General features: G+C 63.4%; 25 protein-coding genes. 15 read left to right on the top strand and 10 right to left on the bottom strand.

What is annotated here, in order from left to right; all coding sequences use genetic code 11:
* Positions 1-461, top strand: a 461-nt coding sequence (locus ACKAMS_RS25965) for an alpha/beta hydrolase-fold protein (RefSeq protein ID WP_408989773.1), incomplete at its 5' end; no start/stop codon positions are given.
* Between the two features lie 30 nt (positions 462-491).
* On the opposite strand, the gene ACKAMS_RS25960 is transcribed toward ACKAMS_RS25965, so the two are convergent.
* A complete protein-coding gene (locus ACKAMS_RS25960; RefSeq protein ID WP_408989772.1) occupies positions 492-1,622 on the bottom strand; it encodes a lycopene cyclase family protein in 1,131 nt (376 codons plus the stop codon).
* Between the two features lie 10 nt (positions 1,623-1,632).
* Positions 1,633-2,418, bottom strand: a complete 786-nt coding sequence (locus ACKAMS_RS25955; RefSeq protein ID WP_408989771.1) for an SDR family oxidoreductase — start codon at positions 2,416-2,418, stop codon at positions 1,633-1,635.
* A gap of 129 nt (positions 2,419-2,547) precedes the next feature.
* On the opposite strand from ACKAMS_RS25955, the gene ACKAMS_RS25950 reads away from it, so the two are divergent.
* The gene (locus tag ACKAMS_RS25950) at positions 2,548-4,179 is read left to right on the top strand and encodes an ABC-F family ATP-binding cassette domain-containing protein (protein WP_020907739.1); all 1,632 of its coding nucleotides are present in this window, start codon (positions 2,548-2,550) and stop codon (positions 4,177-4,179) included.
* 60 nt (positions 4,180-4,239) lie between these two features.
* On the opposite strand, the gene ACKAMS_RS25945 is transcribed toward ACKAMS_RS25950, so the two are convergent.
* Both ACKAMS_RS25945 and acnA read right to left on the bottom strand, forming a co-directional pair.
* The gene (locus ACKAMS_RS25945) at positions 4,240-4,806 is read right to left on the bottom strand and encodes a TetR/AcrR family transcriptional regulator (protein ID WP_003944970.1); all 567 of its coding nucleotides are present in this window, start codon (positions 4,804-4,806) and stop codon (positions 4,240-4,242) included.
* A 101-nt stretch (positions 4,807-4,907) separates the two neighbouring features.
* Positions 4,908-7,709 (bottom strand): aconitate hydratase AcnA, encoded by a 2,802-nt coding sequence (acnA, locus tag ACKAMS_RS25940; RefSeq protein ID WP_019748421.1) that lies wholly within the window; start codon positions 7,707-7,709, stop codon positions 4,908-4,910.
* Positions 7,710-8,165: 456 nt separating this feature from the next.
* On the opposite strand from acnA, the gene ACKAMS_RS25935 reads away from it, so the two are divergent.
* The 8 genes from ACKAMS_RS25935 to ACKAMS_RS25900 all read left to right on the top strand — a co-directional run bounded on the left by ACKAMS_RS25935 (position 8,166) and on the right by ACKAMS_RS25900 (position 16,877).
* Complete coding sequence (locus tag ACKAMS_RS25935) at positions 8,166-8,756, top strand: DUF6676 family protein (protein WP_020969605.1); 591 nt, start codon at positions 8,166-8,168, stop codon at positions 8,754-8,756.
* A gap of 451 nt (positions 8,757-9,207) precedes the next feature.
* The gene (locus ACKAMS_RS25930) at positions 9,208-10,755 is read left to right on the top strand and encodes an NlpC/P60 family protein (protein WP_030245593.1); all 1,548 of its coding nucleotides are present in this window, start codon (positions 9,208-9,210) and stop codon (positions 10,753-10,755) included.
* A 150-nt stretch (positions 10,756-10,905) separates the two neighbouring features.
* Entirely contained in the window at positions 10,906-12,102 is a 1,197-nt protein-coding gene (locus tag ACKAMS_RS25925) for a MoxR family ATPase (protein ID WP_019748425.1), read from the top strand.
* Positions 12,099-13,091 carry a DUF58 domain-containing protein gene (locus ACKAMS_RS25920; protein ID WP_003944991.1) on the top strand — a complete coding sequence of 331 codons (993 nt, stop codon included), beginning with the start codon at positions 12,099-12,101 and terminating at the stop codon, positions 13,089-13,091. Before ACKAMS_RS25925 ends, ACKAMS_RS25920 begins: the two co-directional genes overlap by 4 nt.
* On the top strand, positions 13,088-14,068 hold the full coding sequence (locus ACKAMS_RS25915; RefSeq protein ID WP_003944878.1) for a VWA domain-containing protein: 981 nt from the start codon (positions 13,088-13,090) through the stop codon (positions 14,066-14,068). Before ACKAMS_RS25920 ends, ACKAMS_RS25915 begins: the two co-directional genes overlap by 4 nt.
* A gap of 70 nt (positions 14,069-14,138) precedes the next feature.
* The gene (gene fabG1 / locus ACKAMS_RS25910) at positions 14,139-14,888 is read left to right on the top strand and encodes a 3-oxoacyl-ACP reductase FabG1 (RefSeq protein ID WP_007727875.1); all 750 of its coding nucleotides are present in this window, start codon (positions 14,139-14,141) and stop codon (positions 14,886-14,888) included.
* Positions 14,889-14,942: 54 nt separating this feature from the next.
* The gene (inhA, locus tag ACKAMS_RS25905) at positions 14,943-15,740 is read left to right on the top strand and encodes an NADH-dependent enoyl-ACP reductase InhA (protein ID WP_003944803.1); all 798 of its coding nucleotides are present in this window, start codon (positions 14,943-14,945) and stop codon (positions 15,738-15,740) included.
* An 84-nt stretch (positions 15,741-15,824) separates the two neighbouring features.
* Positions 15,825-16,877: a ferrochelatase gene (locus ACKAMS_RS25900; RefSeq protein WP_021344248.1), complete on the top strand. Its 1,053-nt coding sequence runs from the start codon at positions 15,825-15,827 to the stop codon at positions 16,875-16,877.
* 17 nt (positions 16,878-16,894) lie between these two features.
* Here the strand turns inward: ACKAMS_RS25900 and ACKAMS_RS25895 are convergent, their stop codons facing one another.
* Positions 16,895-17,503 (bottom strand): hypothetical protein, encoded by a 609-nt coding sequence (locus tag ACKAMS_RS25895; protein WP_020907744.1) that lies wholly within the window; start codon positions 17,501-17,503, stop codon positions 16,895-16,897.
* Between the two features lie 106 nt (positions 17,504-17,609).
* Positions 17,610-17,951 (bottom strand): metallopeptidase family protein, encoded by a 342-nt coding sequence (locus ACKAMS_RS25890; RefSeq protein ID WP_003944783.1) that lies wholly within the window; start codon positions 17,949-17,951, stop codon positions 17,610-17,612.
* Between the two features lie 77 nt (positions 17,952-18,028).
* On the opposite strand from ACKAMS_RS25890, the gene ACKAMS_RS25885 reads away from it, so the two are divergent.
* Positions 18,029-18,520: a hypothetical protein gene (locus tag ACKAMS_RS25885; protein WP_020907745.1), complete on the top strand. Its 492-nt coding sequence runs from the start codon at positions 18,029-18,031 to the stop codon at positions 18,518-18,520.
* A 181-nt stretch (positions 18,521-18,701) separates the two neighbouring features.
* On the top strand, positions 18,702-20,468 hold the full coding sequence (locus ACKAMS_RS25880; RefSeq protein WP_258955533.1) for an enoyl-CoA hydratase-related protein: 1,767 nt from the start codon (positions 18,702-18,704) through the stop codon (positions 20,466-20,468).
* On the opposite strand, the gene ACKAMS_RS25875 is transcribed toward ACKAMS_RS25880, so the two are convergent.
* Positions 20,458-21,249, bottom strand: a complete 792-nt coding sequence (locus ACKAMS_RS25875) for a hypothetical protein (RefSeq protein WP_092764016.1) — start codon at positions 21,247-21,249, stop codon at positions 20,458-20,460. The genes ACKAMS_RS25880 and ACKAMS_RS25875 overlap by 11 nt on opposite strands.
* Before the next feature lie 67 nt (positions 21,250-21,316).
* On the opposite strand from ACKAMS_RS25875, the gene ACKAMS_RS25870 reads away from it, so the two are divergent.
* The 3 genes from ACKAMS_RS25870 to ACKAMS_RS25860 are packed head-to-tail and all read left to right on the top strand — an operon-like array spanning position 21,317 to position 23,901.
* Positions 21,317-22,144, top strand: coding sequence for a DUF3097 domain-containing protein (locus tag ACKAMS_RS25870; protein ID WP_003944813.1), 828 nt, complete (start codon positions 21,317-21,319; stop codon positions 22,142-22,144).
* 42 nt (positions 22,145-22,186) lie between these two features.
* On the top strand, positions 22,187-22,618 hold the full coding sequence (locus ACKAMS_RS25865; RefSeq protein ID WP_003944877.1) for an NfeD family protein: 432 nt from the start codon (positions 22,187-22,189) through the stop codon (positions 22,616-22,618).
* A complete protein-coding gene (locus ACKAMS_RS25860; RefSeq protein ID WP_003944935.1) occupies positions 22,618-23,901 on the top strand; it encodes an SPFH domain-containing protein in 1,284 nt (427 codons plus the stop codon). Before ACKAMS_RS25865 ends, ACKAMS_RS25860 begins: the two co-directional genes overlap by 1 nt.
* A gap of 36 nt (positions 23,902-23,937) precedes the next feature.
* On the opposite strand, the gene ACKAMS_RS25855 is transcribed toward ACKAMS_RS25860, so the two are convergent.
* Genes ACKAMS_RS25855 through ACKAMS_RS25845 form a run of 3 tightly spaced genes read right to left on the bottom strand, consistent with a single transcriptional unit; the run spans position 23,938 to position 25,862 of the window.
* Entirely contained in the window at positions 23,938-24,471 is a 534-nt protein-coding gene (locus tag ACKAMS_RS25855) for a hypothetical protein (protein WP_408989770.1), read from the bottom strand.
* Positions 24,472-24,526: 55 nt separating this feature from the next.
* Positions 24,527-25,123, bottom strand: coding sequence for a hypothetical protein (locus ACKAMS_RS25850; RefSeq protein ID WP_003944858.1), 597 nt, complete (start codon positions 25,121-25,123; stop codon positions 24,527-24,529).
* A 31-nt stretch (positions 25,124-25,154) separates the two neighbouring features.
* Complete coding sequence (locus ACKAMS_RS25845) at positions 25,155-25,862, bottom strand: TVP38/TMEM64 family protein (protein ID WP_007727829.1); 708 nt, start codon at positions 25,860-25,862, stop codon at positions 25,155-25,157.
* Positions 25,863-26,070 lie beyond the last annotated feature (208 nt).

Below are 26,070 nucleotides of genomic sequence, written 5' to 3'. Positions count from 1 at the left end.
GTGTCGGGGCCTACAGCGGGTGCGCGGAGACTTCCACCCAGCCGGGTCAGGACTACGTGCGACTGGTGGTCGGTGCGCGGGGTGGCGCTGATCCGACAAACATGTGGGGACCGTTCGACGGTCCGGGATGGCGCGAGAACGATCCCGTCGTGAACGCGGAGAAGTTGCGGGGGACCGAACTGTACGTCTCCACCGGATCCGGGCTGCCAGGTCCGCACGACAACCTTCAGGCGCCCGATGTGAACGGAAATCCCGGAGCACTCCTGAATCAGATCATCGTCGGCGGCATCATCGAATCCGCGGTCAACGGGTGCACACACGGATTGGCGGACCGACTGAACGCACTGGGCATCCCCGCGACCTTCGACTTCAAGCCAACCGGAACCCACTCGTGGGGTTACTGGCAGGACGACCTCCACAATTCGTGGCCGATGATCGCCAGCTCGATGGCAGCGCAGTAGTCGGTGCGGATCTAGTCGGTGCGGATCTAGTCACCGGAGAAACGGCGCGCGCATCAACGTCTTTCTCACGTGCCACGGTGACGATCGGAACAGTGTTGCCATCACCTTCGCCGTCGCGGCCGCGTCCCGCCGATCGGAAAGGTATGACCGCTGAGCCTCGACCGGTAGATCGAAGAACTTGTCGAAGAATGTGGTGACTTCGCCCGAGTCGAGGGTGAGAAGTGCGTTCAGACCAACGCGGCGGAGAGCGGATACCGCCTTGGCCGAGCGAGGCCAGAGTGCCACGTTCGGATCGTCACCGTCGGCGATTGCTTTCGCGACAGTGTCGGCCTCGGCGAGTGAGGAGGCAACGCTGTATCCGGTTCCCGGATGCATCAGACCGCCTCGCCCGCCGAACCGGAGGACAGCGTCCGGGGACGAGTCCCTCGGGCCTTCGACCGCAAAACGGACTCGCTCGACCGGCGCGTCGTCGGGGACTTCGCAGCCCCGATTGTGAAGTCGGGTGCGCAGACGTGTTTCGAGTTCGCGCAACCCCAACGCCGGCCGGCCGACGAGGCAGGTCTCCTCGAGGAGGACTCGCTCGTTGTCGAGCGGGACCGCGTAGAGAAACGACGGAGTGTCGGCGTCGGAGGTGCCGTTGTCTGTTCGCCAGTCCATGAACCAGGCCTCGCTGCCGCCCAGAATCGGATCGGCCAGAGCTCGGTCCACGATCATTCCGAAGGCCGTCTGCTGCGCGGTTGTCACTGCCAGATCGGTGCCTCGGGCGTCGACGACGACGGATCCCGTCAGCTGCGATCCGTCCACGCACACGACGGTGGTGGTGGACAGTGTTTGAGCGCGTAAGCCTCTGACCTTTGTGGATGTGTCGGAGAGAAATGATTGCAGTAAAGGTGTATTCAATACGCAATAGATGCGATCAAGCGTTTTCTGCCCGCTGGTCCACACGCTCGGGCGTTCGATTCGGCTCGCGATCACCTCGTCCGGCAGCCACGACGGCAGCTCGTCTGCCCACGCCGAGTACGTCGGCGTCCACACCCGATGAGGATTCGGATCGACAACGACAACGGTGAGTTGCCGGGCGATACAGCGCGTCGCGAGTGCCCGCCCCGCCGGCCCTCCGCCCACGATCACCACGTCGGCGGAGGAGTCGAGTGTGCTCATGATCGGCGCACTACATCGATCCCGTTGCGAGCAGACCGCCGTCGACCCGGACCGTTTCGCCGGTGATCCATGCCGCCGCGTCGGAGACGAGGAAGCCGACCAAGCCGGCAACGTCCTCGGGGGTGCCGAGCCGCTTCATCGGGTAGCCCGCCGACGCCTTGTCCTCGCCGGCAGCGACCAGGGCTGCCGCGAACTGCGTCTTGACGATCCCGGGTGCTACGGCATTCACACGAATCTTCGGTCCCAGTTGCCAGGCCAGTTCTTCCGTCAACCGGATGAGCGCAGCCTTCGACGCGCCGTACGCCGCGATGACGCCCGTCGACCGGATCCCGGCCACACTTGCCAGGTTGACGACGGCTCCACCGTGTTCGCCCATCCACGCCCGATGTGCTTGTTGGACGTAACCGAGGGCGGCAACCACGTTCACGTCGAAGATCTTGCGCACGGCGTCGAGGTCCGCCTCCATGAGCGAACCGAAGACGGGATTGATTCCGGTGTTGTTGACCAGAATGTCGAGCGAACCGAACTCGGCGACGGCGCGGTCGACGGCACCGGATCGGGCCTCGGCATCGGCTGCGTTGCCCGCGAATGCGACGACCTTGCCGCCGTGCCCCAGATTGGACAGTTCGGATGCAGCAGCCTCGAGGGGCTCCGGCTTGCGGGCTGTGATCAAGACGTCGGCGCCGCGAGCGAGGAGTTCGGCGGCGACAGCTTTGCCGATTCCGCGACTTGCGCCGGTGACGATGGCGGCGCGGCCTTCGAGGTCGCGAGGACGAGTGCTGTTTTCGCTAGTCATGTCCCGAACGTTAGCGGACTCACACGCTCCTGGTCGGAACGACCGTCAGGTCACGGTAAAATCGATAGTTCTTGTGTCTGTAGTCAGGCATTGTTTACCCGTATTCGTCGTTTTTCCTGAGGAGTTTGCTTGATTACCGCCACTGACCTCGAAGTTCGTGCCGGTGTCCGCACCCTTCTCACAGCTCCCGGGCCTTCGCTGCGCATCCAGCCGGGCGACCGGATCGGACTCGTCGGACGTAACGGTGCCGGAAAGACGACCACTCTGCGCATCCTCGCCGGTGAAGGTGAGGCATATGCGGGAAGCGTCGTACGCACCGGTGAACTCGGATACCTCCCGCAGGACCCCAAAGAGGGCGACCTGAGCATCCTCGCCAAGGACCGGGTTCTCTCTGCCCGCGGCCTCGACACGATGCTCCGCGAGATGGAGAAGCAGCAGATCCTGATGGGCGAGGTGCTCGATCAGGAATCTCAGGACCGCGCGGTCAAGAAGTACGGCCAGCTCGAGGATCGATTCTCGGCCCTCGGCGGCTACGAAGCCGAGAGCGAAGCTGCACGTATCACCAGCAGCCTCGGCCTCGAAGACCGCATTCTCGGGCAGCCGCTCAGCACGCTGTCCGGCGGTCAGCGTCGTCGTGTCGAATTGGCGCGAATCCTCTTTGCCGCCTCCGACGGCAGCGGTGCTCGCTCGGACACGACTCTGCTGCTCGACGAGCCCACCAACCACCTCGACGCCGACTCCATCACTTGGCTGCGTGGATTCCTCCAGAATCACGAGGGCGGACTGGTGGTCATCAGTCACGACGTCGACCTGCTCAACGACGTCGTCAACCGTGTGTGGTTCCTCGATGCCGTCCGCGGTGAGGCCGACGTCTACAACATGAACTGGAAGAAGTACCTCGACGCTCGTGCCACGGACGAGCAGCGTCGTCGCCGCGAGCGCGCGAACGCCGAGAAGAAGGCCGGTGCGCTGCGGATTCAGGCAGCGAAGATGGGTGCAAAGGCAACCAAGGCCGTCGCGGCTCAGAACATGGCCAAGCGAGCCGACAAGTTGATGGCGAACCTCGATGCCGAACGTGTCTCGGACAAGGTTGCGCGGATTCGTTTCCCCGAGCCCGCCGCTTGTGGCAAGACTCCGCTGATGGGCAAGAACCTCACCAAGGTGTACGGCTCGCTCGAGATCTTCACCGGTGTCGATCTCGCGATCGATCGTGGGTCTCGTGTGGTTATCCTCGGACTCAACGGTGCAGGTAAGACCACACTGCTCCGCATCCTCGCGGGCGCGGAGAAGGCGGACGCGGGTGAGCTGATCGCCGGTCACGGACTCAAGGTCGGCTACTTCGCTCAGGAGCACGACACCCTCGACGACGACGCGTCCGTGTGGGAGAACATCCGCCACGCTGCGCCGGATACAGGGGAGCAGGAGCTGCGTTCTCTGCTCGGTGCCTTCATGTTCACCGGCCCACAGCTCGAACAGCCGGCCGGAACGCTCTCGGGTGGTGAAAAGACGCGTCTGGCTCTGGCCGGTCTGGTGTCGTCCGCTGCCAATGTTCTGCTTCTCGACGAGCCCACCAACAACCTGGACCCGATCTCACGCGAGCAGGTGCTCGACGCGCTCCGCAGCTACACCGGTGCCGTCGTCCTGGTCACCCACGATCCGGGCGCTGCCGAGGCACTCAACCCCGAGCGGGTCATCCTCCTGCCCGACGGCAACGAGGACCACTGGTCGCAGGAATACCTCGAGCTGATCCAGCTCGCCTAGTCCCCTGTGCGCCTTTTTGGTAGTGGGAACTACCAAAAAGGCGCACAGGGGCGAAGCCCCTCAATCTCGCCGCCGCACCGATTCCTCGACCAGATCGAGAACCGCTGACAGGTTGTCGACGCCGTGGCCGGAGGCGATTCTCGCGACCAGGCCGTCCATCACCAGATCCAGATACCCGATCAGAATCTCGGTGGGAACGTCGTCACGGAGCCGCCCGGCCGATTTCTGTCTGGCGAGGCGCGCACTGGTCGCTTCCGTCAGTTCTACGGAGCGCTGTGACCACTTCTCGCGGAAGTCGGCGTCATTGCGCAGTCGACGCGCTATCTCCAGTCGCGTTCCCAGCCAATCGAATTGATCGGGCTGCGCGAGCATGTCCCGCATGACCTGGACGAGTCCCTCTTCGGCGACGACATCTGCCATCCGGCTCGCATCCTCGCTTGCGAGAGCGAGGAACAGGCCGTCCTTGTCCTTGAAGTGATGAAAGATCGCTCCTCGGGACAAACCGGTGACTTCTTCGAGACGGCGAACTGTGGCGCCGTCGTAGCCGTATTCCGCAAAGCAGCGGCGGGCGCCGTCAAGGATCTGACTGCGCCGTGCCGCGAGATGGTCTTCACTGACCTTGGGCACGTTGTTGTCCTCGTCTCGCGCTTTCTTTGTGCTCTGAACGCACGTGGCGGACTCAGCACCTCGCTGAGTCCGCCACGTGGGTTAGAGCAGGGCTCGGTTGACTAGCCCCGGATCATGTTGCGAAGCACGTACTGCAGGATGCCACCGTTGCGGTAGTAATCCGCTTCGCCGGGGGTATCGATGCGTACGACTGCGTCGAACACGACCTTCTCGCCGTTCTCGCGCGTCGCCGTGACCTTCATGGTCTTCGGGGTGACGCCCTCGTTGAGCTTCTCGACGCCTTCGATGTCGAAGGTCTCGGTGCCGTCGAGCTTGAGCGAACCTGCGGACTCGCCGACCGGGAACTGCAGCGGGACAACGCCCATGCCGATGAGGTTGGAGCGGTGGATGCGCTCGAACGACTCGGTGATGACGGCCTTGACGCCGAGCAGGCTGGTGCCCTTGGCTGCCCAGTCACGCGAGGATCCGGAGCCGTACTCCTTGCCGCCCAGGACGACCAGCGGGATGCCGGCTGCCTGGTAATTCTGCGACGCGTCGTAGATGAATGCCTGCGGTGCGCCTTCCTGCGTGAAGTCGCGGGTGTAACCACCGGAGACGTCGTCGAGGAGCTGGTTACGCAGACGGATGTTCGCGAACGTTCCGCGAATCATGACCTCGTGGTTACCGCGACGCGAGCCGAGGGAGTTGTAATCCGCACGCTCGACGCCGTGGGAGTCGAGGTACTGCGCAGCGGGGGTACCGACCTTGATCGGACCTGCCGGGCTGATGTGGTCGGTGGTGACCGAGTCGCCGAGCAGTGCGAGGACGCGAGCGCCCTTGATGTCCTTGACCGGAGCCGGATCCATCGTCATGCCGTCGAAGTAAGGTGGCTTCCGCACGTAGGTGGAGTTCACGTCCCACTCGAAGGTGTCACCCTTCGGGGTTTCGAGGTTCTGCCAGCGGCTGTCGCCCGCAAAGATGGTTGCGTACGACTTGCGGAACATGTCCTGGTCGATCGAGGACTTGATCGTCTCTTCGATTTCCTGCGTGGACGGCCAGATGTCCTTGAGGTAGACGGGGTTTCCGTCGGTGTCGTTACCGAGCGAATCGGTCTCGAAGTCGAAGTCCATGGTTCCGGCGAGGCCGTATGCAATCACGAGCGGCGGGGAAGCCAGGTAGTTCATCTTGACGTCGGGGGAGATACGTCCCTCGAAGTTACGGTTACCCGAGAGCACCGCGGTGACCGAGAGGTCGTTGTCGTTGATGGCCTTCGAGACTGCCTCGGGCAGGGGTCCGGTGTTACCGATGCACGTGGTGCAGCCGTAACCGCCGAGGTAGTAACCGAGCTTCTCGAGGTACGGCCACAGGCCGGCCTTCTCGTAGTAATCGGTGACGACCTGCGAACCGGGAGCCATGTTGGTCTTGACCCACGGCTTGGTGGCGAGGCCCTTTTCGACGGCGTTGCGTGCGAGCAGTGCAGCACCGAGCATGACCGACGGGTTGGACGTGTTGGTGCAGGAGGTGATACCTGCAACAACGACGGCGCCGTGGTCGAGAACGAACTCACCGGCGTCGGACTTGACGACGACCGGCTTGCTCGGACGGCCTTCTGCACCGTTGGCAGCAGAGAGAACGTCGACCGCTCCGTCGTCGGCAAACGACAGAACCGCGGGATCGGAAGCCGGGAAGGACTCCTCGACGGCCTCGTCGAGCTGGGTGTGCTCGGTCGGGTAGTTCTCTTCCACGTAGTTGTGGATGTCCTTGCGGAACGCAGTCTTGGACTCCGACAACAGGATTCGGTCCTGCGGGCGCTTCGGGCCGGCGATCGAGGGAACAACGGTTCCCAGATCCAGCTCGATGTACTCCGAGAAGACGGGTTCCTTGTCAGGGTTGTGCCACAGGCCCTGTTCCTTGGCGTACGCCTCGACGAGAGCGAGCTGCTCGTCGCTGCGGCCGGTGAGGCGCAGGTACTCGATGGTCTCGGCGTCGATCGGGAAGATCGCTGCGGTGGAACCGAATTCGGGGCTCATGTTGCCCAGCGTTGCGCGGTTCGCGAGCGGAACCTCGGCAACACCGTTGCCGTAGAACTCGACGAACTTGCCGACGACGCCGTGCTTACGGAGCATCTCGGTGGCGGTGAGCACGACGTCGGTTGCGGTGACGCCGGGCTTGATCTCACCGGAGAGCTTGAAGCCGACAACGCGGGGGATCAGCATGGAGACGGGCTGGCCGAGCATTGCTGCCTCGGCCTCGATGCCGCCGACGCCCCAGCCGAGCACGCCGAGGCCGTTGACCATCGTGGTGTGCGAGTCGGTGCCGACACAGGTGTCGGGGTATGCCTGTCCGTTACGGGACATGACGGTGGGCGCCAGGTATTCGATGTTGACCTGGTGAACGATGCCCATTCCCGGGGGGACGACCTTGAAGTCGTCGAATGCGCCCTGGCCCCAACGGAGGAACTGGTAACGCTCGCCGTTGCGCTCGTATTCGAGGTCGACGTTGCGCTCGAGTGCGTCGGCCTGGCCGAAGACGTCGAGGATGACCGAGTGGTCGATGACCATGTCGGCGGGGGAGAGCGGGTTGACCTTGTTCGGGTCGCCGCCGAGGGTGGTGACGGCCTCACGCATGGTGGCGAGGTCGACGATGCAAGGAACACCGGTGAAGTCCTGCATGATCACGCGGGCAGGCGTGAACTGGATTTCGATGCTCGGCTCGGCTGAGGGATCCCAGCTCGCGATTGCGCGGATGTGATCCGCGGTGATGTTGGCACCGTCTTCGGTGCGGAGAAGGTTCTCGGCGAGAACCTTCAAGGAATAGGGCAATTTCTCGGTGCCGGGGACGGCCGAGAGGCGGAAGATCTCGTAAGAGTTCTCACCGACCTCGAGGGTTCCCTTGGCTCCGAATGAATCGATACTGGTGCTCACGTCTGCTCCACTCGTCTATGAGGGTCGCTACCGACGGGGCTGTGTCGGCAGCTGAAGCGAGGTACTTCGGCCGGGAAGACCCTCCGTAGCTCACGCCAATCGCACAGTTCGCGTGAGAACTGTCCGAACATCGGAGCTGCAGTAGAACCTGTCCTGACCGGTGGTACCTCTTGGTCCAAGTCTAACAGTACGCTTGTCCTGTGAGAATTCAGGGCAAGTTGACCGAAACAATCTTCATGCAGACTGCGGGCCTGCGCAACGCAGGCTTGGCTGGGTGACCACACCCACAGTTACCGCTCGGGCGGCACGCGCGGCGGTTGCGTGTGACGCCTGGTGGCAGTCGACCTGAAGTAGGCTGCATGCAGGCCCGTCGCGGGTCGGCCGCCGAAAAACGACCTCGGAAGAACTCCCCGCATCTCAGCGGTGGACGGAATCCGAACAGCACCCGGATGAGAGATGTCTGCTCCTACCAATCACGCTTTTGCGCCTGTGCACGTGAAGTCCCCGTTGCACGTCGCTGTTCCGTCGGATGTCGATCTCGACGACGTGCTCGCGGACCTTTCGACGGACGGCGTCTCCGCCCCGGAGTCCGATGTTGTGGGGCTGACTGCGGTGGTGACCGACGCCCGTGAACGTGGTGTCGACTTGAGCGTCGTAGTGGTCGACGCAAATCCGGGCCGGCCGTCCGATCTTCGCGACCTGGCCACGACGGTCGGCAAAACCGAAGGCGGCACGGTTCTCGTTCTGAGCCCAGACTGGATGGGTAGCTACAGCGACTCGATCAGTCGCGTGCAGCTCGAAACCGCGCAGGACCGATCTTTCGGAGAAAGCGCGAGCGTGACCGCGGACCGCTTCTCGCACGAGATCGTGGCGCCGGGTCCGCCGTGGACGCTTTACACGGTCCTTGTCATCGCACTGGTTGCGGTTATTGCCGGAATTACCTTTGCCGTCAAGTGGCGGCGAGAGCCGGAAAACGCGCAAACCAGACATATCGCTTCGACTTCAGAAACGGCGACATCTTCCGACCACCGGGCCGATTCCGTCTGACCTTGGTCCTTTTGCGAGATTTTCAGTAACTCGTCGAAAACAGGTACTCACCGCTGTTTGCGGTGAGTACCTGCCCTTTTCGGTACCTGCATGCCATTCGACCAGCTCAAATACCGTTTGTGTTATTTGTGGCTAAAGTTTCCAAAGAACGCTTGAGTGTCGTACGGTACAACTGGCACTTTTTGGGGAAGAAGTGTCGCAGACAGGCTGATGTTGTTCGACGCGTACTTGTCGGTTGCCTTGTTCTCGAGGTGTCGACGGTGGCGTTCGTACGGCACGTCCAGGTCGACGAGCAGCTCTCGGGCTGTGGGCGACCGGTGCTTGGTCTGCGCATTCCCTCCCCGCACGGATCGGCGACCCAGCGGGCCGTGGCGTTACACGCGAGGGAGAGTTATTTGTGAGGCAAGTAACACGTGGCGGCGAGTCCCGTCGTGGTCCTTCCCGTAAGTCGATGCGCCTGGCGCAACTGGTCATCGGATTCGGCATTGTCGGGTCCCTGATCGTCGGTACGCCCGCCATGTCCTCGGCCGTACCACCGCCGCCGCCGAATCCGAGTGACTCGGACATCGCTGCGGCCGATTCGCAGGTCTCGTCGAGCGTCGGCACCGTCAGCGCGCTCATCAATCAAGTCGCATCGGCCAACGAACAGTTGTCGGCACTCGACAACGAAGTTGCGATCAAGCGTGAAGACGTCAACAAGACGCTCGTGGATCTGCAGAACGCTCGCGGCGCCGCAGACACCGCAGCGCAGGCCGTCGGCGTCACCAAACAAGCTCTTAAGGACGCGTCGGCGCAGATCGAGGTCGCTCAGACGGACTTCGACAAGTACGCACGCTCGAGCTACGTCAAGGGCACCAACACCGCGTCCATCTCGTCGTTCCTCGACGCCAAGGGCCCGGGCGACGTCCTCGACCGCGCGCAGGTCCTCAAACTGCTCGCCAATACGCAGAGCGCAGTGCTTGACGGTCTCCAACGAGCACGTACCGAGCAGGCGAACAAGGACTCCGCGACCCGCCAGGCAAAGCAGCAGGCCGACGCCGCCGCCGAGGTCGCGGCACAACTGAAGGATCTGGCCGAGCAGGCGATTCAGATCGCGCGCAACGCTCTCGATCAGCAGGTTGCCAAGAAGGCCGCGATCGAAGCCGAGCGGAACTCCGCTCAGGCTCAGCTCGACGCCGCCCGCAATGCAGTCGCAGGTTTGCAGGGCCAACGCCAGGCGTATGCGACGTGGGACGAGCAGCGTCGCGCCGAGGAAGCTCATCAGAAGGCTCTCGAAGCTGCCGCCAAGGAAGCTGCCGCACAGGCTGCTGCCCGCGCAGCTGCCGACCAGGCCGCCAAGGATCGAGCTGCAGCACTGGCAGCGGCTCAGCGTCCGCACACCGCTGTGGAAGACCCGACTCCGACCGTCATCCCGGACGACGACGACACCTGGACTGACGAGGAAACCGGGACCGACGAGGAAACAGGCACGGACGAAGAGACCGGTACCGAAGAGGAAACGGTCACGACGCCCAAGCCCACCACCCCCAAGCCGACGACGCCGAAGCCCAGCACGCCGAAGCCTTCCGTTACCGGAAGCGCTGCAATCGAATCCGTCATCGACCGCGGAATGTCTCAGCTCGGCGTGCAGTACGCCTGGGGCGGAGGCGACGAAAACGGTCCGACGCGAGGCATCCGTGACGGCGGCGTCGCCGACAGTTACGGCGACTTCAACAAAGTCGGGTTCGACTGCTCGGGCTTGATGATTTACGCCTTCGCCGGCATCGGAATCTCGCTGCCGCACTACACCGGCTATCAGTACACCGCGGGCACGCAGGTTCCGTCTTCGGAGATGAAACGCGGCGACATGATCTTCTACGGCCCCAACGCCAGCCAGCACGTGGCGCTCTACCTCGGTAACGGGCAGATGCTCGAGGCACCACAATCCGGTTCGAGTGTCATGGTCTCCCCGGTTCGCTGGGGCGGAATGACGCCGTACGCCGTCCGACTGGTGTCCTGACCGTCAGAGGAAATGCCGCTGACACCCGCATTGTCAGGGAACTATCAAGTTCCCGACGTGGTGTTACGGCATCGAGCGCAACTACCTGGAATAGTTGACGGGGAACACGTTACTGTCGGTACTTTTCTAGGTGAAAGCGATGGATTCTTGGTGACCTCACGTGAAGATTCGGTCGGAACGGTCGACGTAAGCAAGGCGAGCGGAAGTGCGGACGGAGCAGCACCTTCCCTGGCAGCCGACGTTCAGACCTTGGAACGAGCGATCTACGAGGTCAAGCGAGTCATCGTCGGGCAGGACCGGCTTGTCGAGCGCATTCTCGTCGGACTTCTCGCCAAGGGGCACGTCCTCCTCGAAGGCGTACCCGGTGTCGCCAAGACGCTGGCCGTCGAGACTTTCGCGAAGGTCGTCGGCGGTTCGTTCTCCCGCGTCCAGTTCACCCCCGACCTGGTGCCAACCGACCTCATCGGCACGCGCATCTACCGTCAGGGCCGCGAGGAGTTCGACACCGAACTCGGACCCGTCGTCGCCAACTTCGTGTTGGCCGACGAGATCAACCGTGCCCCGGCCAAGGTGCAGTCCGCGCTCCTCGAGGTGATGGCAGAACGCCACGTCTCGATCGGCGGCAAGCGGTACCACATGCCCGATCCGTTCCTGGTGATGGCGACGCAGAACCCCATCGAGAACGAGGGTGTCTATCCGCTCCCCGAGGCGCAGCGCGACCGCTTCCTGTTCAAGATCCTCGTCGACTACCCGACTGTCGAGGAAGAACGCGAAATCGTCTACCGGATGGGTGTGGCAGCCCCGGAGCCGCACCAGATCCTCGGTCCGGAGGAGTTGGTGCGGCTCCAACGCGTCGCCAGCAACGTCTTCGTCCACCACGCGCTCGTCGACTACGTGGTCAGGGTCATCGCCGCTACGCGTACGCCGCGTGAGGTCGGACTCGAGGACGTCGCGGGCTGGATCGCGTACGGCGCCTCACCCCGCGCGACGCTCGGCATCATCGCCGCGTCGCGGGCTCTCGCTCTCGTCCGCGGCCGCGACTACGTCGTGCCGCAAGACGTCATCGAGGTGATCCCGGACGTGTTGCGCCACCGCCTCGTTCTTTCCTACGACGCCATGGCCGACGAGGTGACTCCCGACGCCGTCATCGCCCGGGTGCTGCAGACCGTCGGACTGCCGCAGATCGCCGCGCGGCCGGTTCCCACCGTTCCCGGTCCGCCTCAGCAGGGCGCACCGCAGGCACCTCAGTTCAACGCACAGGGCACCGCGAATCCACAGGGCACAGTCAATCCACAGGGAAACGGCGCGCCGATCGCGACCGCTGAGACGATGAGTCGCCCGCAGTGACCGAAGGCCGCGACGGTGGCCAGGCGACACCCGCCGGATCCACCGGTTCTCCGCCGTCGTTCCGATCCGGCGAGCTCAGCGATCCCAAACTCACCGCTGCGCTGCGCACCCTCGAGCTGACGGTTCGTCGTCGCCTCGACGGTGTGCTGCACGGCGATCACCTCGGCCTGATTCCCGGCCCGGGTTCGGAACCGGGTGACGCCCGCGAGTATCAGCCGGGCGACGACGTGCGGCAGATGGATTGGTCCGTGACCGCGCGGACGACGCACCCACACGTGCGCCAGTCGGTCGCGGATCGTGAGCTCGAGACGTGGCTTGTCATCGACCTGTCTGCGAGTCTCGACTTCGGGACCGCCGGATGCGAGAAGCGCGACCTGGTTGTCGCCGCAGCCGCGGCGATCACTCACCTGACCAGCTCGGGCGGTAACCGCGTCGGCGCCATCATCTCGACGGGCGCCCAGACAACTCGAATTCCGGCCCGTGGTGGGCGCATTCACGCACAGGCGATGCTCCGCAAGATCGCGACGACTCCGCACGCTCCGGACGGGGTACGCGGTGATCTGGTCGGCGCGATCGAAGCGCTCAGACGCCCACAGCGTCGGCGCGGACTCGCGGTCGTCATCAGCGACTTCCTCGGGCCGATCGACTGGGAACGCTCGCTGCGCGCCATTTCGGGACGTCACGACGTGCTCGGCGTCGAGGTGGTAGATCCGCGCGACCTCGAACTTCCGGACGTCGGCGACGTGGTGCTCCACGATCCCGAGTCCGGCCGGACCAGAGAATTCACCACGACGCCGCAACTGCGCGCCGACTTCGCCAGAGTCGCCGCCGAGCACCGCGTCGAGGTCAGGCAAGCTCTACGTCGTTGCGGCGCACCGCTCATGTCCCTGCACACCGATCGGGACTGGATCGCCGACGTCGTGAGATTCATCTCGGCACGCCGACACAGTTATGGTGCCGGCGCCGGAACTGGGGGCGTTCGTTCGTGAGTCTTTCTCAATTCACCGCACCGTGGTGGCTGCTGTTCCTCGCTGTCATCGCCGCGTTGGTGGTCGGTTACGTACTCGTGCAGAAGCAGCGGGCCAAGCACACACTTCGGTTCACGAACTTCGCGCTACTGGAGAAGGTCGCGCCTTCGCGGCCCGGGCGGTGGCGTCATATTCCGGCGATTCTGATGGTCATCGCATTGGTGTTCTTCACCGTCGCCCTTGCCGGTCCGACGGCAGACAAGAAGGTCCCGCGAAACCGTGCCACGGTGATCCTCGTGATCGACGTGTCGCTGTCGATGCAGGCCACCGACGTCGAGCCGACGCGATTGGCAGCAGCGCAGGAAGCTGCGAAGTCGTTCGCCGACGGTCTGACTCCCGGCATCAACCTCGGGTTGGTCGCATTTGCCGGAACGGCTTCGGTTCTGGTGTCGCCCACCACGAATCGTGACGCGACGAAGGTCGCCATCGACAACCTCAAGCTCAGTGAGCGGACGGCGACGGGCGAAGCGATCTTCACCTCATTGCAGTCGATCGACACGCTGTCGGCTGTTCTCGGCGGCAGCGATCAGGCGCCACCGGCGCGCATCGTGTTGCTGTCAGACGGTAAGCAGACCGTTCCCGAGAACTCGGACGATCCGCGGGGCGGATTCACCGCTGCCCGTCAGGCCAAGGACAAGGGCGTTCCGATCTCGACCATTTCCTTCGGAACGACATACGGGCGAGTCGAGATCGAAGGAGACCGAATCCCCGTCCCGGTCGACGATGCGTCACTGAAGGAGATCGCCAACCTGTCCGGCGGAAGTTTCTTCACGGCATCGAGCCTCGAAGAACTGCGCCAGGTGTACGACACGCTCGAAGAGCAGATCGGTTTCGAGACGACACGAGGCGATGCGAGTCGACCGTGGTTGGTCCTCGGCGTCGTGTTCGCGACCGCTGGTCTGACGATTGCCCTGGTACGCAGGCAGCGTCTGCCCTGATCGAGAGCAGTTCCGAATTGTCCAAATACCGCTGGTACGCGGCCCGCAGAGAATTGATAGGTTGATCGCCATGTCTACCCCTCCCACGACAGTGGTTTCCGAACGGACCGTCACCACACCGCGCTCGGTGCTCGTCACCGGCGGTAACCGCGGAATCGGCTTGGCCGTCGCTCAGCGGCTCGCCGCAGACGGCCACAAGGTAGCCGTCACGCACCGCGGTTCCGGTGTCCCCGAAGGGTTGTTCGGCGTCGTTTGCGACGTCACCGACACCGAGTCGATCGACCGTGCATTCAAAGAGGTCGAAGCGCACCAGGGGCCGGTCGAGGTCATCGTCGCCAATGCCGGCGTCACCGACGACACACTGATCATGCGAATGAGCGAAGAGCAGTTCACGAGCGTCGTCGACGCGAACCTCACCGGTACGTTCCGCCTCTCGAAGCGTGCGACCCGGTCGATGCTGCGCGCGCGTTTCGGACGCTTCATCTTCCTCGGTTCGGTGGTGGGTCTGGCGGGACAAGCCGGCCAGGTCAACTACGCCGCGTCCAAGGCAGGCATCGTCGGTATCGCTCGTTCCCTGACAAGGGAACTCGGCTCGCGTTCGATCACCGCCAACGTCGTCGCACCGGGTTTCATCGAGACCGACATGACGGCAGCACTGGGCGACGACGTGAAGGACAAGGCCACCGAGTTCATCCCGTTGCAGCGGACCGGAAAGCCGGAAGATGTTGCAGCAGTTGTCAGTTTCCTCGCCTCCGACGATTCGGCATACGTCTCGGGTGCAGTCATCCCCGTCGACGGCGGACTCGGCATGGGGCACTGACCCGCTTTTCGCACACACACCTTTCTCGTACGTCTGAAATCAGGAGGACATCTCATGGGCGGTTTGCTCGAGGGTAAGACCATTCTTGTCACCGGCATCATCACCGATTCGTCGATCGCGTTCCACGTGGCCAAGGTCGCGCAGGAGCAGGGTGCGAAGGTGCTGATCACCGGATTCGATCGTCTGCGCCTCATCGATCGCATCGCCCAGCGACTGCCGCAGCCCGTGCCGCCGGCAATCTCGCTCAACGTCCAGAGCTCGGAGGATCTCGCATCTCTCGCCGAGCGTGTGCGCGAGCTGGCTCCCGAGGGTATCGACGGCGTGGTCCACTCGATCGGCTTCGCTCCCCGCTCCTGCCTGGGAAGCCCGTTCATGGACGCGCCGTGGGAAGACGTGGCGGTCGCACTCGAGGTGTCCGCATACTCGTACAGCGCACTGGCCAAGGCCTTGCTGCCGGTGCTCAACGACAACGCGTCCATCGTCGGAATGGACTTCGATCCGGCACGCGCAATGCCCTTCTACAACTGGATGGGTGTCTCCAAGGCAACCCTCGAGGCCGTCAACCGTTACGTGGCCAAAGAGGTGGGCGTCCGCGGCATCCGCTCGAACCTGGTGTCCTCCGGCCCGATCAAGACCCTGGCCGCCAAGGCCATTGCCGGCGACAGCACCGGTCCGGGCGCGGAGTTGGACAAGCTGAACACCGCATGGGACGGTGCTGCGCCCATCGGCTGGGACGTCGACGATCGCGAGCCGGTCGCCAAAACGGTCTGCACCGTTCTCTCGGATTGGTTGCCCGGCACGACCGCGTCGATCATCTACGTCGACGGCGGCTTCCACGCGATGGTCGGCTAGTAGCACCCCTTCTACTACACAGGTGAGTACCCGGGTGACCCCCGCCGAACGGCATCACGCAAGATTGAACTCATGACCGCAAGTATGGACATGCAGTTCGATGCTCTTCTCGTTTTGTCGTTCGGCGGTCCCGAAAAACCCGAAGACGTACGACCGTTCCTCGAAAACGTCACGCGCGGTAGGGGAGTGCCACCGGAGCGGCTCGACGCCGTTGTCGAGCACTACATGCATTTCGGTGGAGTTTCGCCCATCAACGCGCTCAACCGAGACCTGATCGAACGGGTCGAAGGTGAGTTGGCAGCAGCCGGCGTGGACCTGCCCGTGTACTTCGGCAACCGCAACTGGCACCCGATGGTCGAAGACACCGTCGCCAAGATGCGCGAGGACGGTGTCCGCAATGCCGCCGTGTTCGCCACGTCGGCGTGGGGCGGTTACTCGGGGTGTCGGCAGTACCACGAGGACATCGTCCGTGCCCGTGAAGCCGTCGGTGACGGCGCACCGACGCTGACAAAACTTCGCCAGTACTACGACCATCCGCTCGTCGTCGGCGCGTTCGCCGACGGTGTGCGCGCGGCCCGCGCAGAGTTGCCCGAAGCGACTCGCGATACCGCGCGCCTGGTGTTCACGGCGCATTCGGTCCCGAGTGCCGCAGACCGCAATGCAGGGCCGCCGGCAGAGGGCGGAAACCTCTACAGCCGACAGGTTGCCGAGGCTGCGAAGTTGGTTGCCGAGGCCGTCGGCGTCGAAGATTTTGATCTGGTGTGGCAGTCGCGATCAGGCCCGCCGCAGGTTCCGTGGCTCGACCCCGACATCTGTGATCACCTGGATACGCTGTCCGCCAAGGACGTTCGCGCCGTGATCGTGTGTCCTGTCGGTTTCGTCTCCGATCACCTCGAAGTGGTGTGGGACCTGGACACCGAGGCCAAGGACAAGGCGGCCGAACTCGGTATGGATTTCGTGCGCGCAGCGACACCCGGCCGCGATCAGCGTTTTGCGCAGCTGGTGCCCACGCTCGTTCGGGAGCTGGCCGACGCCGAGCAGCCACTGCGATTGGGGGTCGAGCCGCTGCTCGGCTCGACCACCAACGGTCTCTCGTGTGCGGTGAACTGCTGCGCGGCCGTTCAGCGCCCCCGCTGACGAAAGCTTTCCGACGCTCAGGAGTTCGGCTGCTTCAGCTTTCCGCAGGGTCCCGGAACGGTGGACGTGCTGCGTGAGGTGAGGAGCGTCTCGACGATCTGTCGATCCTCGGGGCTCAGTGACGGGTCGATGTAGTTGAGCTTGGGCGCCCCCAGTTCGCGGACTCGCCCGGCGAGGGTCGCTACAAATGACACTCGTTCTTCGTCATCGTCGTTGACGTCGTGGATCTGCAGCACCGACACCGGAAACTTGCGCAGCGTCACAGGCAGGAAGCGGGCGCCGAGCACATGGTCGACGTTGAATCCCGCCCACTGCCCCTGGTTGGCTTCCACGCATTCGGCGTCGGAGTGAATTGCGCTCTCGCCGATGTACTTACGGGCGGGGAGCATCTTCTTCGGTGCTAGTTCGGATGCACCTTGCTGCAGCACGGGAAAGTCGCCGTCCGAGTACAACCAGGGTTGGTTGGCCATCGAGATCAACCGGCCGGCGTCCAGATCCGGGAGATAGCGAGACTTGAGGAGAAACGCGACGCTGTCGACCGAGATGCCCAGCAGTTCGGCGGCCTTCTGTCGGCTCATCGCAAACGTCGGGGCATTCTTCGGGGCGATCTGGATCAAATTGACCATGCGAACTCCTGTAAGTGTTCAATTTTTGCGGGTTTGGTACAGCTGACATGACAATTCGCCGATTATCAACCTCTAGCTGATTTCCGACTTGTAGATGAGTCGGTTGTCACCATCCGAGTTCACGCAACCGGGGATCTCCGATCCCGAAGTGGTGGCCGATTTCGTGGATCACGGTTCGGCGAACTTGCTCGATCACCTCGTCTTCGGTGCTGCAGATCGCACAGATGGCCCTGCGGTAGATCGTGATGCGGTCGGGGAGGACGCCGGCGTACGTGGTGGTTCTCTTGGTCAGTGGGATGCCCTGATACAACCCGAGCAGCCCCGGTCGTCCACCTTCGAGTTGTACGGTCACCGCGACGTTGGCCATCTCCGCTCCCAACTTCGGGGGCAGACTGTCGAGCGCCCGCTTGACCATGTCCTCGAACTGACTGTCGTCCACGTCGATCATCTGCCCATTGTGCGTGCGAGGGCGGGATCCGGGTGTGTCCATGTGGAAACAGTGCAGCTTACGGCTATGTTCATTGCGTGGCCGAAGACCTCTATCACCGTTACGAATTCACATTCATCGTTCAGATGCTGACAGTCTCGCAAGAGCAGGCGATCGAAGAGAGCTTGGGCGGAAGGGTCGAGGACCGGCGTGGACTGCAGTTGCTGACGCTCACCTCGGAAGGTATGCGAGCGGCGACGACGGCTATCACCGTGGTCGACCAGTTGGTGGCTGCAGGCGTGCGTCCCCAGCGGACGCATCCCGATTTGGTGTCACGTCAGGACATTGCCGACCGTGCGGGGGTGACGAGGCAGGCTGTCGGACAATGGGTGCGAGGGGTCCGGCAGGCGGCCACTCCCTTCCCGATTCCGTACAACTCGGTCGCCGGGGGGATCTGGTTCTGGGGCGATGTTCTGGATTGGTTGCGCCGTCAGGGGTACAGCCAGGACACCGGTTTGCGCTACCCGACGCTGGACGAACATATTCGCATCGACCGCCATATTGCGATCAATCACAAGACTGCGGGTTGACCGATCAAACGGTTTGCCTGAAAATAGCTATTGAAACAAACCGACGGTAGGTATAAAGTCCCTAAATACCTCAATCAATCTATCGGTGCGTCGGCCCTGCTCTGGGGGGAGTTCGGTCTGCGCTGCAGATACCCGAGCATGCGAGCAGGAATCCATGGTTTCGACCCCCGAAGTTAGACCGATGCCCAAATCGGCCGCACTCACGACTTCTGTGGCTATTTCCAGCGCTGGAGCAACGACGAAGCTACGCGAAGATGCAACGGGCAGGGGCCGTCTGCGAGCGGCGACGGCGGCGCTGTTCCGGCGCTCACGCCCACGCGCGGCTTCCGCGCCACCGTTGAGCGTGCTTCTTCTCGTCACCTCCGACAATGGTCTCTCGCAGCGGGCTGGTCTTGTTCTTCGCGAGGCGGGGCACCAAGTCCGCACCGCCGTCGTCGCCGACGCGGACGCAGTGCTGGTCGCGACGTCTGCGGGAGATTTTGATCTCATCATCTGCCCGTTTCTGAAAGCCTATGTACCGGAATCTATTTGGCAGCGGTGGACAACGATCATCATCCATCCCGGCCCGCCCGGCGATCGCGGACCGTCGTCGCTGGACTGGGCGATAACGGATGGCGAACCGATCTGGGGAGTGACCGCGTTGCAGGCCGCCGAGGAACTCGATGCCGGAGCGGTGTGGGCGTGGCGGACATTCGAACTCCAGAGCGGTGTAACCAAATCTTCGGTATACAACGAGGCAGTCACCGACGCGGCGATGGAGTGCATTACGGAGGTCGTCGAACATTTCCGTACTCCTGACTTCCAGGCGATCCCATCGGACCGAGTTGCGCGGCCCGTGGCATCGGCCCGATCGAGGCCCAGCATGAAACAGGCCGATCGCGTTTTCAGCTGGGAGGAAGACGCGTCGAGCATCGTCCGCGCCGTCAACGCCGCCGACGGGTTTCCCGGCGTCGCCGTTCAGTTGGGGCTCGACCGGGTCTACGTCTACGACGCTCACCCCGATACCCACGTCGATGCAGCGCCCGGCACCATCGTCGAGTACTTCCACCAGGCGATACGTGTCGCCACCGGTGCGGGCTCCGTATGGATCGGACATGCGCGGCTCGTCGGCGCCGGCAATGTCAAACTTCCGTCGACCGCGGTCGTACGTCCGGACGTGTTCGTTCCACAGGTCTGGGAGAGTCGTTACCCCGAGACCGACTATCACCGCGACGGCGAAATCGGATATCTCTCGTTCCGCTTCTACAACGGTGCGATGAGTACGAAGCAATGCGCCCGACTGGCCGCCAGGCTCCGCTGGGCGATCGCGCAGGACACCAAGATCCTTGTCCTGACGGGTGACTACGACAGATTCAGCAACGGTATCCACCTCAACGTCATCGAGGCAGCGTCGGATCAAGCCGGAGAAGCGTGGGCCAACATCAAAGCCATCAACGAGATCGCGAAAGCGATCGTCACCTGTACGGAACAGGTTGTGGTGGCGGCATTCACAGGCAACGCCGGTGCCGGCGGGGTCATGCTCCCGCTTGGAGCCGACGTAGTCGTGGCCAGGGACGGTGTGGTTCTCAATCCTCATTACGCCACGATGGGCCTGTTCGGCTCGGAACTGCACACGTACACACTTCCGGCTCGGGTCGGCGAGGAGCAGGCCCGCAGCCTGCTGGCCGAGTGCAGTGCGATCGGTATCCGTCGAGCCTTGGACATCGGACTTGTCGACGCGATCGGCCCCAGGCGGCCGGATCTGTTCCAGGCGTGGTTGCACGAGGTCGCCACCGACTTGCTCGAAGGAGATCGGATGGAATCGATGCTGGAGCGCAAACGTCTTCGACTGGAACGTGATCCGGTGGAGCCCTACGAGGAGCGTGAGCTCGAAGAGATGAAGATCGACATGTTCGGTGACCGCAACGGGTTTGCCGAGAAACGCCGGAACTTCGTGCTCAAGCTCTGATCGACACGCTGTTCGCCGACGCGACACGGGCAGTGCGAACGACGTCCCACAGTCGTCGCAGCAGGTCGTCACGCCTCTGCGCAGTGGACACGCTCGGGGCCTGATTGGTCGAGACCGACGCAGCGACGGTAAGAATGGCTGCCACGTTGTCGGCGGTGTCGATCACCTGTAGGTGCCGAGGTGACAGTGTCGACGGCCAGCGGTACCCGGACTGGGCCTGCAGCGCTTCGGCGACCAGCGTACGAGCGTCGCCCCCAGGCATTCCGGTGGCTACGGTCGGAAGCCCGCCGAGCACCTCCGCTGCGTCCCGAACAGCTTGGCGCAGTTCGTATTCGGCTTCACGGAGTCCGATCGATTCGGCGCTGCCCGCCACAGTGGGAATGGAGAAAACCGTCCACCGCAAGACGTCCGGACCTTCCTTCGACGGCACGAGGCCGACTCCCGGCTTGCCGACGGCGCCGATCTGTATCCCTTCACCCGTTGCGATCGCAGCGCGTGCGAACTCGGTGCCAGTGGGCAGGCCACGTACATCGCCGGCCGTAGGAAGGACGAGGCGGACTTCAGCGGCCTCCGAGCGTGCGATTCTCAACAGGGTGGACACACCCGAAGCCGTGACTCCCGGCCACTCGAGATCGTGGCGGACCGCGGTTTCCGCATCGGCGGCGCCGATCAGGTGCATCGGCGCCCACGCGGCAAGGGCGTCGATGACGTCGTCCGGCGCTGCGTCGCCGGCGAGCCATGACGCTGCCCACACGGTGAGGGTTGCGCTGGGAGAACTCATGACCGTGAAGTTTAGTTCGGCGTGGCGACATGCGCGGCCCCGGCGTTGTGACCTAGCGTGATCCGGCGTGAGCGGTGGCAACGGATACGGTGACATTTTTGCGGGTCATACCCGCAAACAGAAGCGCGTGACGCCTGAAGTGGCGGCCGAACGTGATCTTGTCGTCGAGGATGCGGCGACAGGATTCTGCGGTGCGGTAGTCGGTTTCGAGCGCACGTACGACGGCGATTTCGTGCGACTCGAGGACGGGCGTTCCCGGACGCGGTTGTTCGCGATGCGCGAGGCGGCCTTCCTCATCGACGGCTCACCGGTCACCCTCGTTCGCCCGGCCCCCAAGCCCGCGTCCACCAAACCCGCACGATCGGCTTCGGGTTCGACCCGAGTCGAAGGCTTACGTGCACGCACGGCACTGCCCAGCCGGATCTGGGTGGAGGGAGTACACGATGCTGCCCTCGTCGAGCGGGTGTGGGGCCATGACCTTCGCGTCGAAGGTGTTGTCGTCGAACATCTCGAAGGGCTCGACAATCTGGGGGAGCGGCTTGCCGAATTCGGGCCGGGCCCCGGCCGCCGTGTCGGTGTCCTCGTCGACCACCTGGTCACCGGTTCCAAGGAAACCCAACTGACTCAGGGCCTCGGCCCGAACGTGTTGGTGACCGGACATCCGTACATCGACGTGTGGGAGGCCGTTCGTCCCAAATCTGTCGGAATCGCCTCCTGGCCGAAGATTCCACGCGGCGAGGATTGGAAGACGGGAATCTGCCGCGAACTGGGCTGGGGGACACCTCAGGAGGGCTGGCGGCGGGTCTACAACTCGGTCGAGAGCTTCCGCGATCTGGAAGCTCCCTTGATCGGTGCCGTCGAACAACTTGTCGATTTCGTTACCGAGCCGAACTGACGTAGCGGCGGCCTGGGTCACACATTCTGGTTAGATGGTGTTGTGGCTGCACTTATTTGGCTGATCGGAGCACTGGTGCTCGCCGGGGCCGAAGCGCTGGTGGGGGATTTCTTCCTGCTGATGCTCGCCGGTGGGGCGCTCGCTACTGCCGGTGTCAGTGCTGTCACCGACTTCCCGGTGTGGGTCGACGCCGTCATGTTCGGAGTGTTCTCCGCCGCCCTCGTCCTGGGTGTGCGACCGATCATGTTGCGTCGCTTCGGTAGTCCGCCACCGACCCCGACCGGAATTCAGGCACTCGAAGGTAAGCACGCTCTGGTTCTGGAAGAAGTGGGCGAGCATTCCGGGCAGGTCAAGTTGGACGGCGAGGTGTGGACTGCCAGGCCGTACGACACCACCGAGGTGTACCCGCCGGGCACCAAGGTGACGGTGATGGAAATCAACGGCGCAACAGCAGTCGTCTGGAGGGGACCTTAATGGCAGCACTCATAGTGCTCGGTGTGTTGGTGCTATTCGTGATCTTGGTGGTCGCGAAGTCGGTAGCACTGGTACCGCAGGCAGAAGCCGCGGTGATCGAGCGGCTCGGTAGGTATTCGAAGACGGTGTCCGGTCAGCTCACATTCTTGATCCCGTTCGCCGATCGTGTGCGCGCCAAGGTGGATCTTCGTGAGCGGGTGGTCTCCTTCCCACCGCAACCGGTGATCACCCAGGACAACCTGACACTGTCCATCGACACGGTGGTGTACTTCCAGGTCACCAATCCGCAAGCTGCGGTGTACGAGATCAGCAACTACATCGCTGCCGTCGAGCAGTTGACAACCACGACGCTGCGAAACGTCGTCGGCGGAATGACCCTCGAAGAGACTCTGACCTCGCGTGATTCCATCAATGGTCAGCTTCGTGGTGTCCTCGACGAGGCGACCGGCCGCTGGGGCCTGCGAGTGGCCCGCGTCGAGCTCAAGAGCATCGATCCTCCGCCCTCCATCCAGGAGTCGATGGAAAAGCAGATGAAGGCGGACCGCGAGAAGCGCGCGATGATTCTGACGGCTGAAGGCCACCGCGAATCCGCTATCAAGACAGCCGAGGGTGCCAAGCAGAGCCAGATTCTTTCCGCCGAGGGCAACAAGCAGGCCTCGATCCTCAACGCCGAGGGTGAGCGTCAGTCCCAGATTCTTCGGGCCCAAGGTGACCGCGCGGCCAAGTACTTGCAGGCCCAAGGCGAGGCCAAGGCCATCGAGAAGGTCTTTGCTGCTATCAAGTCCGGTAAGCCGACTCCGGAATTGCTTGCATACCAGTATCTTCAGACGTTGCCGCAGATGGCGCAAGGCGATGCGAACAAGGTGTGGCTCGTGCCGAGCGACTTCGGTGACGCACTGAAGGGATTTGCGAAAACGCTTGGCGCGCAGGGGCAGGACGGTGTCTTCCGTTACGAGCCGCCGGCCGCCGAAGAGAATCTTCCCAACCCTGAGGACGATTCAGCTGAGGTGGCGGAGTGGTTCGAAACGAAATCCGATCCGGCTATCGCAGAAGCAGTCCGTGCTGCTGAAGTTGCTGCACGTACTCCCGTCGAAGATCCGGCAGCTGCGGTCAGGCACCTCCGTGAAAGTGCGCCCGAGCAGCCCGGATTCGTAGATCCCGCGCTGCCGCAGCAGAGTGAAAATCCTTGGCCCGGTCAGCTACCGCTGCCGTCCGAACGCGAAGAATTCCAGCAGAAGTACCCCTACCAGGATCAGCCGCCGGAGGGCGGCCAGCGCCGGTAGGCTCCTCTCGTAGTAATCGGGACGGGCGCTCGTCACCTACGTGATGAGTGCCCGTCCCGTTCCGCATACTGCGATCGCCCAGAGGACGCTGACGAAGGTTCCCATGATGAACTGCTCGGACGCGTGAGGTTCGCGAAGTTCCGGGTACCGTGCGAGCCCCTTGACTGCCAAGACGATCGCGATCCCCTCCGGCCAGGTTGCGAGAATCGACGCCGCCACCGCGAGCCGTTCGAGGATGCCGATCACACGTCCGCCACGAAGAGGTCCGGCGTCCGGTGCCGGGCTCCCGTCCGGTTGGCGACGAGCGATCTTGAAGGTGGCAAGTACCAACGGTGCACCGGCCGTGGCGGCGGCAAGTACGCACAGGACAAGCGTCGCCCCGAGAGCGAAACCGGTGACCGGGGTCGTTCGGGTCGATGCCAGTGCGGCAACACCCAGTGCCGGAAGAGCCACCACGGACGACGCCCATTCGGGGACTTCCAGTCGACCACGACTGAGCGGTCCCAGTGCCGCTGCAACTGCTGGTGCCGCGGCGGTGACGGCGAGCGCGATCAACGCCAGAACGACCATGTATTCGAGCCCCCTGCTGTGTCGACGAGTTTGTACCGGTGCGAGCGTGAGCAGTCTAGGGCTGGAGTCTGACCAAAAGTCGTTCTGCGAGTCTGCGCCCCGCGAGTTCTGCGTGCCACCCGGCTGTCAGGAGTCGCTTGGACATGGCCTGTTTGGTGATTCCGAGGTGGGCCGCCGCGCTGACCTGAGTGAGTCCGCTGTCCATCAGAGCGATGGCTTCGCGTCCGTCCTTCGTCTGTCTCGTGACAATCGTTCCGAGCAAGGTGAACGCGGCATCGACATCGGCGGCGAGTTCGTCGCGTGAGCTGTCGGCCGGCGCCTGTTCGACGGCAATTCTGGCCGGAGCTCGCTTGGCTCGCTCGACGGCGATCCGAGCAGCTTCGAATGCCGGTCCGCGTCCGGCCCGGGTCTGCCGTGGGAGAGGCTGCTCGACGGGACCGATCCCGATCCCGACACTCCAGTGCTCGCGCCGAATCAGCTCGAGTGCGACGAGGACGAGTAGCGCCGGATCGTCGGTCACCGCTTGAATCTCGTCGCCCGCCGTGCGCTCGAACGGCCGCAGGAGCCTGCGATCGGCCATGTCGTCGATGATGTCCCCGACGCGGTCGACATCGCGTCGGCTACCTCGCTGATCCACTGTCAGTACGAACATTAGTCAATGCTAGATAGTTGACTGTCAATAGTCAATCGTTTTGGGTTGACTCAATCAAATCAACCTCTTGAGGTTGACCGTTGTCAACGATGGTTTCGCCCGGTGAAGGCTGACGGCGAGCGTCGAACACCAGACCGGCGATGCCGATCGCAATGCAGATCCCGGACAGAATCAGGAGACGAGGATCGGCTTCGCCGGAGAGCGCATCGCCCAGAACGACAATCCCAACAGTGCCGGGCAAGATGCCGACGACGGTGGCAAGGATGTAGGGCACGATCCGGATCGACGAAATGCCGCAGCAGTAGTTCACCACCGAGAAGGGGACAAACGCGATCAAGCGCAGAGAGCCGACGGCCAGCCACCCCCGCTTTTCGATCCGCTCGTCCACCCGCCGGATCGTCGGACTCGAAATCCGTTGCCACACGACGTCACGGCCGATGGCGCGGACCAGGTAGAGGGCCAGAACGGCGCTCACGGTCGTTGCCGCCACGGTAAGGGCGATGCCGGTCACCGAGCCGAAAAGAACCCCCGCACTGAGGGTGAAGACGGTGCGCGGGAACGGCGCGACGGTGACTATCGAATGAACCAGGAAGAACACGAGGGGAAACGCCGGGCCAACCGAGTCCGCCCACTCTCGCACCTGGGACACCGTGGGATGTGGGGCGAGGAGGGCTGCGAGGAACAAAGCGAGCACTACCAGGACTATTGCGATCAATCTTCGGTCCAGCAGGCGTCCCATCACAGGTCACAAGGCTACCTGTGAACGGTGAACCGGGCCGACTGCCGACCCGCAATCGTGAGTCGAACATCGCCACGGGGGCGGGAAAGCGACGTGCTCCAGGCGACAATGAAACGGTGCTGTGACGAAAACCACTAGGCTTTCGGAGTGGCCTTCACCTGTAGTCCCGGCCAGTGAAACGAACTCGCGGGTAACCCGTAAACATGCT

This window comes from Rhodococcus sp. 5A-K4, from assembly GCF_046097995.1.
Classification (GTDB): domain Bacteria; phylum Actinomycetota; class Actinomycetes; order Mycobacteriales; family Mycobacteriaceae; genus Rhodococcus_F; species Rhodococcus_F erythropolis.
This window is presented reverse-complemented; position numbering and strand designations above follow the sequence as displayed.